A 7,714-nucleotide genomic window follows, 5' to 3' on the forward strand; every position below is an offset into this window, starting at 1 on the left:
GCGTCCCGTCTATCCCTCCCCCGACGCTACGCCCGAGATGGTTTCCAAAAGGTTAACACCCGATGTCCAACACCCCCGTCGTCACCCGTTTCGCCCCGTCGCCGACCGGATACCTCCATATCGGCGGCGCGCGCACGGCCCTGTTCAACTGGCTTTACGCGCGGGGTCGCGGCGGCAAGTTTCTGCTGCGGATCGAGGATACGGACCGCGAACGCTCGACAGCCGAGGCGACGGCCAAGATCTATGACGCGATGGAGTGGCTCGGCCTCGACTACGACGGCGAGGCGATCAGCCAGTATGAGCGCGCGCCGCGTCATGTCGAGGTGGCCGAGGCGATGTTGGCGGCGGGAACGGCCTATAAATGCTTTTCGACTCAGGACGAGATCGAGGCGTTTCGCGAAGCCGCGCGGGCCGAGGGCAAATCGACGCTCTTTCAGTCGCCGTGGCGCGATGCCGATGCGTCGACGCACCCGGACGCGCCCTACGTCGTGCGGGTGAAGGCCCCCCGCGACGGGGCGACCGTGATCGAGGACCGGGTTCAGGGCGACGTCACCTTCCGCAACGACCAGCTCGACGACATGGTCTGCCTGCGGTCGGACGGCTCGCCCACATACATGCTCGCGTCGTCGTGGACGATCACGACATGGGCGTGACCCACGTGATCCGGGGCGACGACCACCTCAACAACGCGGCGCGGCAGAAGATGATCTACGACGCGATGGGATGGGACGTGCCGGTCTTTGCACATATTCCCCTGATACACGGCCCGGACGGCAAGAAACTGTCCAAGCGGCACGGCGCGGCGGGGGTCGAGGAATACCGGGAAATGGGGTATCCGGCCTCGGCCATGCGCAACTACCTCGTCCGCCTCGGCTGGTCGCATGGCGACGACGAAGTGTTCACCGATGCTCAGGCGAAAGAGTGGTTCGACCTCGACGGGATCGGTAAGGGGGCCGCGCGTCTCGACTTCAAGAAACTCGACCACGTCTCGGGCCAGCACATCGCCATGGCCGGGGCCGACGAACTTATTTTGCAGGTGCAGGATTATCTTGACGCGACGTCCCAGGAAAAGCTGACGGACGCGCAGGTCGAAGGCCTGAGCGCAGCACTCGATTTCGTGCGCACCGGCGCCAAGACCCTGCCCCAACTGATTGAAAAAGCGAGATTCATTCTCGCGTCTCGGCCCATCGAACGGGATGAGAAAGCGCAGGCCGCGCTTGACGATGTATCCCGTGGTATACTGACGGAATTGACGCCGCAGCTGCAAACTGTTAGCTGGAACCGCGAAGAATTGGAGACTATTCTCAACGCATTGGCAGAGGCCCACGGCATCAAGTTCGGCAAGCTGGCAGCGCCCCTCAGGGCCGCCCTCGCCGGGCGCGCAGCGAGCCCGAGCGTGTTTGACATGATGCTGGTCCTCGGGCGTGACGAAACCATCGCCCGGCTCAACGAGGCCAGCCAGTAACCAGCCTGCCGCCCGGCGGGCCCCAACGAAGGGATATCGGAATGGCGAACCAGACAGGAACGGCGAAGCTGACATTCGGCGACAAGGAGTTGGATCTGCCGATCTACTCGCCAACCGCAGGGCCGGACGTGCTCGACATCACCAAGCTCTATGCGCAGGCGGCGTCTTCACTTCGATCCCGGCTATACTCGACCGGGGCTGCGAAAGCGCGATCACCTTCATCGATGGCGAAAAGGGTGAGCTTCTGCACCGGGGTTACCCGATCGACCAGCTGGCCGAGAAATCGCATTACCTCGAAGTCTGCTTCCTGCTGCTCTACGGCCACCTGCCGACCGCCGCCGAGATCGAAGACTTTGAATTCCGCGTGACGCGCCACACCATGCTGCACGAGCAGATGGCCAAGTTCTATTCGGGCTTCCGCCGTGACGCGCACCCGATGGCGATCATGGTGGGTGTGGTCGGCGCGATGTCGGCCTTCTACCACGACTCGACCGATATCGCCGATCCGTGGCAGCGCGAAGTCGCCTCGATCCGCATGATTGCGAAGATGCCGACCATCGCGGCGATGGCCTATAAATACACCATCGGCCAGCCCTTCGTGTATCCGCGCAACGACCTCGATTACGCGTCGAACTTCCTTCACATGTGCTTCTCGGTGCCGGCCGAGACCTATGAGGTGAACCCGATCCTCAGCCGTGCGATGGACCGGATCTTCACCCTGCATGCCGATCACGAGCAGAACGCCTCGACCTCGACCGTGCGTCTGGCCGGTTCGTCGGGTGCCAACCCGTTTGCCTGTATCGCCGCCGGTATCGCCTGCCTCTGGGGTCCGGCACATGGCGGTGCGAACCAGGCCTGTCTTGAGATGCTCAAGGAAATCGGCTCGGTCGACCGTATTCCGGAATTCATCGCGCGTGCGAAGGACAAGAACGACCCCTTCCGCCTGATGGGCTTCGGCCACCGCGTCTACAAGAACTTCGACCCGCGTGCGAAGGTGATGAAACAGTCGGCGGACGAAGTGCTCGACCTGCTTGGGATCGAGGACAACCCGGTGCTTCAGGTCGCCAAGGAGCTGGAGAGGCAGGCGCTGGAAGACCCGTATTTCGCGGACAAGAAGCTGTTCCCGAACGTCGATTTCTACTCCGGCATCATTCTGGAAGCGATGGGTTTCCCGACCTCGATGTTCACCCCGATTTTCGCCCTGTCGCGGACCGTCGGCTGGATTTCCCAGTGGAAAGAGATGCTTGCGGAGCCGGGCCACAAGATCGGCCGCCCGCGTCAGCTTTACACCGGCGAGACCCTGCGCGACTACGTGGACGTCGAGAACCGCTGATCCGGTTCTCACAGAACACCAAAGGCCGCCCCGACCGGGCGGCCTTTTTCGTTGCGGGCGTTCATTCAGACGGTCAGAATTGGCGCATGTCCAAGGTCACCAACCTCAACCAGATCCGAAAGCAAAAGGCTCGCGCCGAAAAACGGGCGAGCGGCGACGCGAACGCCGCTAAATTCGGGCGCACCAAGGCGCAGAAAGCGTTGGAACAGGCCCAAGCGGACAAGGCGCGGCAGGAACTGGACCGGCACCGCAGGGATGACTGACGCCCGCCCCCGCAAGCATTCGGTGACCCTGCGCGGGCATCGGACCTCGATCTCGCTCGAGGATGAATTCTGGGATGCGTTTCGCGAGATCGCCGAGGCCGAGGGCAAAGGCGTGAACGAGCTGACCGCCGAGATCGACGAGGCGCGCGGCCTGTCCTCGGGTCTGGCATCCGCGATCCGGCTTTACGTGCTGCGCCACTACCGCGGCTGACCCTGAGTGCGGCATCGCGCAGGCGCCGAAAAGTGAACCGGAAAGCTGTCCGGCACGTTACCTCGACAAAACGAGGTGTCAGCCATGCGTGCCAAATCCATCCTTCTCTTCGTCGCGGCCGTCGCCTTTGCGCTCGGCCCCTTTCTCGTGCCGGGATTCGGCGGGTTCGATCCGAACCTCTACCCGAATCCGCAGATCGATCCGCCGGTCCAGCCCGCCGGATATGCCTTCGCGATCTGGGGGCCGATCTACCTGTGGCTCGTGGCCTCGACCGGGTTCGGCCTGCTGGAACGCCATGACGTTGCGGATTGGGATCCGATGCGCCTTCCCCTGCTCGTCTCGCTGGTGATCGGGGCGATCTGGCTGCCGGTCGCGATGGTGTCCCCGATCTGGGCGACGATCCTGATTTTCACCATGTTGATCTCCGCAGCCATCGCGATGCACCGCGCGCCGGACCGCGACCGCTGGTGGGCTGCCGCTCCGGTCGCGTTCTACACCGGCTGGCTTACGGCGGCCTCCTTCGCGTCGCTCGGGCTGACCGGCGCGGGGTTCGGGATAGTGCTAGGCGAAGTCGGCTGGGCGCTGATCTGTATCGCGATGGCATTGGGCGTGGCCCTGTTCATCCACGCGGGGCGCCGCCACGAATGGGTGTATTTCCTGAGCGTGATCTGGGCGATCTTCGCCATCGCGGTCAAGAACTGGGGCGATGTATGGATCGTGGTCGGGGCCGCAGGCGTGGGCGTTGTGGTGCTGTCCGTGGCCCTCGTCCGGTCCATCGTCGGGCGCGCGCGGCACGGGGTCGACGCCGCCGCTTGACGTGGCGGACCAGCCCCGGTGGGGCACGGCGAATGCGGCATCCCGTAGGTGTGGCACCAGAATTCCAGGATACAAGAATCCTAGTATTCTGGTAGCCTCAAGCCTTTGATGCCAAACGCATAAATTCTCGATTGTTAAGAAAGAGGTTAACCGAGCCATTTCAGAGCCATCTCCAGAACCCGGCCCACATCCCGGCTCATCGGCCGCACACCCGCCTGAACATCGGGAAAAGGGACCCAGTCCGCATCGGTGACATCATCGGCCGCGCAGGGCTTCCCTGACAGGTATCGGCAAGCGACCGCGTGCAGCGCGTAGTGGAACCCCTCGCCCCTAGCCTCCAGCGTGACGAGCACCGCGCCCGCCTCCGCCCGCACGCCGGTTTCCTCGTGCAGTTCCCGCACCGCCGCCTGCTCCACCGTTTCGCCCGGCTCGACCTTGCCGCCCGGATAGCCCCAAAGGCCCGCATCCGGCGGATTGGCCCGGCGCACCAGCAGAACGCGCTCTTCCCGTAGGACCACGGCGAGCGCAGCCTGCGTGGCCGTCATTCCGCCGCCGTGCGTTTCGGGTTCAGCATGTCCTTGAGGTAATGCCCGGTGTGCGACGCTTCGACCGCCGCCACGTCTTCGGGCGTGCCGGTCGCCACCAGAGTGCCGCCGCCGTCACCGCCCTCCGGCCCGATGTCGAGAATCCAGTCCGCCGTTTTCACGACGTCGAGGTTGTGCTCGATCACGACCACGCTGTTTCCCTGATCGACCAGTTCGTGAAGCACTTCAAGCAGCTTCTTCACATCCTCGAAATGCAGGCCCGTCGTCGGTTCGTCGAGGATGTAAAGCGTGCGGCCCGTGGACCGTTTCGACAGCTCTTTCGACAGTTTCACCCGCTGCGCCTCGCCTCCGGAAAGCGTCGTCGCCTGTTGACCGACCTTGATATAGCCAAGGCCCACGCGCATCAGCGCGTCCATCTTTTCGCGGATGGTCGGCACGGCCTTGAAGAACTCCTGCCCTTCCTCGACCGTCATATCAAGAACGTCGGCTATGCTCTTGCCTTTGAACTGAATTTCCAGCGTCTCGCGGTTATATCGCTTGCCCTTGCAGGTCTCGCACTCGACATAGACATCGGGAAGGAAGTGCATCTCGATCTTGATGACACCGTCCCCCTGACAGGCCTCGCAGCGCCCGCCTTTGACGTTGAACGAAAACCGCCCGGGCTTGTAGCCGCGCGCCTTGGCCTCCGGCAGCCCGGCGAACCAATCGCGGATCGGGGTGAAGGCGCCCGTATAGGTCGCGGGGTTCGAGCGTGGGGTGCGCCCGATGGGGCGCTGGTCGATGTCGATCACCTTGTCGAGATGCTCGAGCCCCTTGATCGTCTCACACGGCGCAGGGGTCTGGCGCGCGCCGTTCAGGCGCATGGAGGCGGTCTTGAACAGCGTCTCGATGGTCAGGGTCGACTTGCCGCCGCCCGACACGCCCGTCACGCAGACGAACTTGCCCAGTGGAAACTCCGCCGTCACCTTTTGCAGGTTGTTGCCCGTGGCCTTCACCACGGTCACCGATTTGCCGTTCCCCTTCCGCCGTTCGGCCGGGACGCCGATTTCGCGCGTTCCGGCGAGGTATTGACCGGTGAGCGAAGCGGAGTCGGCGGCGATCTGGCCGGGCGTCCCCTTGGACACGACCTGACCGCCATGCACGCCCGCGCCGGGGCCGATGTCGAAGACGTAATCCGCCTCGCGGATCGCTTCCTCGTCATGCTCCACGACGATCACGGTATTCCCCTGATCGCGCAGGTTCTTGAGCGTTGTCAGAAGCCGCCCGTTATCGCGCTGGTGCAGGCCGATGGACGGTTCGTCGAGCACGTAGAGCACCCCCGTCAGGCCCGAGCCGATCTGGCTTGCCAACCGGATGCGCTGGCTCTCGCCGCCCGACAGCGTGCCGGAGTTGCGGCTGAGGGTCAGGTATTCGAGGCCCACGTTGTTCAGAAAGCCCAGCCGCTCGCGGATTTCCTTCAGGATGGCGCGCGCGATCTCGTTTTTCTGCTTGGTCAGGTGCTCGGGCACCGTCTGGCACCAGTCGTAGGCTTCCTTGATCGACATCTCGACCACCTGCCCCACATGAAGCCCGGCGATCTTGACCGCCAGTGCCTCTTCCCGCAGGCGATAGCCGCCGCAGTCGCCACAGGGGCGGTTGTTCTGATAGCGCTCGAATTCCTCGCGCACCCAGTTCGAATCCGTCTCGCGGTAGCGTCGCTCCATGTTCGGGATCACGCCTTCGAAGGGGCGCGTGACCTCATAGACCCGGCCGCCCTCGTCGAAGCGGAACTTGATCTCTTCTTCGCCCGAGCCGTGCAGGAACACCTGCTGCACATGGGCCGGAAGGTCTTTCCACGGCGTCGCCATGTCGAATTCATAGTGGCGTGCGATGGATTCGATGGTTTGCCGGAAATAGGGCGACTTGCCCTTGCGCCACGGGGCGATGGCCCCGTCATAGACCTTGAGCGCGGCGTCCGGCACGACGAGGCGTTCGTCGAAGAACAGCTCCTGCCCCAGACCGTCACAGGTCGGACAGGCGCCGAAGGGGGCGTTGAAGGAAAACAGGCGCGGCTCGATCTCGGGGATGGTGAAGCCCGACACCGGACAGGCGAAGTTTTCCGAGAACGTCTGACGCTCCGGCTCGCCTTCTTTCGGCGCGGTTTCCAGAATGGCGATCCCGTCGGCAAGGTCGAGCGCGGTGCGCAAGCTATCCGCCAGCCGCGTTTCCAGCCCCTCGCGCACGACGATCCGGTCGACCACCACGTCGATGTTGTGGCGGAATTTCTTGTCCAGAACCGGGGGTTCCTCCAACTCGTAGAACGCGCCGTTCACCTTGACGCGCTGGAAACCCTGCTTGCGAAGCTCTTGAAATTCCTTGCGATATTCGCCCTTACGGTCGCGCACGATGGGGGCCAGCAGATAGGCGCGCGTGCCCTCTTCCATCTCCATGATCCGGTCGACCATGTCCTGCACCTGCTGCGCCTCGATAGGCAGCCCGGTCGCGGGCGAAAACGGCGTCCCGGCACGCGCATAAAGCAGGCGCATGTAGTCGTAGATCTCGGTCACCGTGCCCACCGTGGAGCGCGGGTTCTTCGACGTCGTCTTCTGCTCGATGGAAATCGCGGGGCTGAGGCCCGAGATATGATCCACGTCCGGCTTTTCCATCATGTCGAGGAACTGGCGCGCATAGGCGGACAGCGACTCCACATAGCGGCGCTGCCCTTCGGCATAGATCGTATCGAAGGCGAGCGACGACTTGCCGGACCCCGACAGGCCGGTGATGACCACCAGTTCGTCGCGCGGAATATCCACGTCGATGGACTTGAGATTGTGCTCGCGCGCACCGCGCACTTCGATGAACTTCTGTTCGGGCATTTCACACCTCGGGAGGGACAGGCCCATTAGATAAGGCAATCAGACACAGGCGCAAACGGAAAATGAGAACGAAGTGTGAACTTTCGCTCTCAAATCCATTCTTCGCAAACACCCGCCTATGGGCTACGCTTCCGGTAATTCAAAAGATCATTTCCGGGGGACGTCATGTTGCGCGCCATTTTCACCGCTTTGCTTTTTCTCGCGACGACGCTCGCGGCCACGGCAC

Annotated in this window: 5 protein-coding genes and 2 pseudogenes; 5 read left to right on the forward strand and 2 right to left on the reverse strand. The window is 63.4% G+C overall.

Annotated elements, in window-relative coordinates:
- Positions 1-62: 62 nt before the first annotated feature.
- The 5 genes and pseudogenes from gltX (at position 63) to RB2654_RS05010 (ending at position 4,088) form a co-directional block, all read left to right on the forward strand.
- Positions 63-1,465 (forward strand): annotated as a pseudogene (gene gltX / locus RB2654_RS04990) (glutamate--tRNA ligase).
- Between the two features lie 41 nt (positions 1,466-1,506).
- Positions 1,507-2,798, forward strand: a pseudogene (gene gltA / locus RB2654_RS04995) (citrate synthase).
- 86 nt (positions 2,799-2,884) lie between these two features.
- Positions 2,885-3,061 (forward strand): DUF4169 family protein, encoded by a 177-nt coding sequence (locus tag RB2654_RS05000; protein ID WP_008329195.1) that lies wholly within the window; start codon positions 2,885-2,887, stop codon positions 3,059-3,061.
- On the forward strand, positions 3,054-3,272 hold the full coding sequence (locus tag RB2654_RS05005; protein ID WP_008329196.1) for a ribbon-helix-helix domain-containing protein: 219 nt from the start codon (positions 3,054-3,056) through the stop codon (positions 3,270-3,272). Before RB2654_RS05000 ends, RB2654_RS05005 begins: the two co-directional genes overlap by 8 nt.
- Before the next feature lie 84 nt (positions 3,273-3,356).
- Complete coding sequence (locus tag RB2654_RS05010) at positions 3,357-4,088, forward strand: TspO-related membrane protein (protein WP_008329197.1); 732 nt, start codon at positions 3,357-3,359, stop codon at positions 4,086-4,088.
- A 146-nt stretch (positions 4,089-4,234) separates the two neighbouring features.
- Here RB2654_RS05010 and RB2654_RS05015 read toward each other — a convergent pair whose 3' ends face one another.
- Both RB2654_RS05015 and uvrA read right to left on the reverse strand, forming a co-directional pair.
- Complete coding sequence (locus tag RB2654_RS05015) at positions 4,235-4,633, reverse strand: NUDIX hydrolase (protein WP_008329198.1); 399 nt, start codon at positions 4,631-4,633, stop codon at positions 4,235-4,237.
- Positions 4,630-7,488 (reverse strand): excinuclease ABC subunit UvrA, encoded by a 2,859-nt coding sequence (gene uvrA, locus RB2654_RS05020; RefSeq protein WP_008329199.1) that lies wholly within the window; start codon positions 7,486-7,488, stop codon positions 4,630-4,632. The genes RB2654_RS05015 and uvrA overlap by 4 nt, the downstream gene beginning before the upstream one ends.
- Positions 7,489-7,714: the final 226 nt, after the last annotated feature.

Source organism: Maritimibacter alkaliphilus HTCC2654 (assembly GCF_000152805.1).
GTDB classification, from domain to species: domain Bacteria; phylum Pseudomonadota; class Alphaproteobacteria; order Rhodobacterales; family Rhodobacteraceae; genus Maritimibacter; species Maritimibacter alkaliphilus.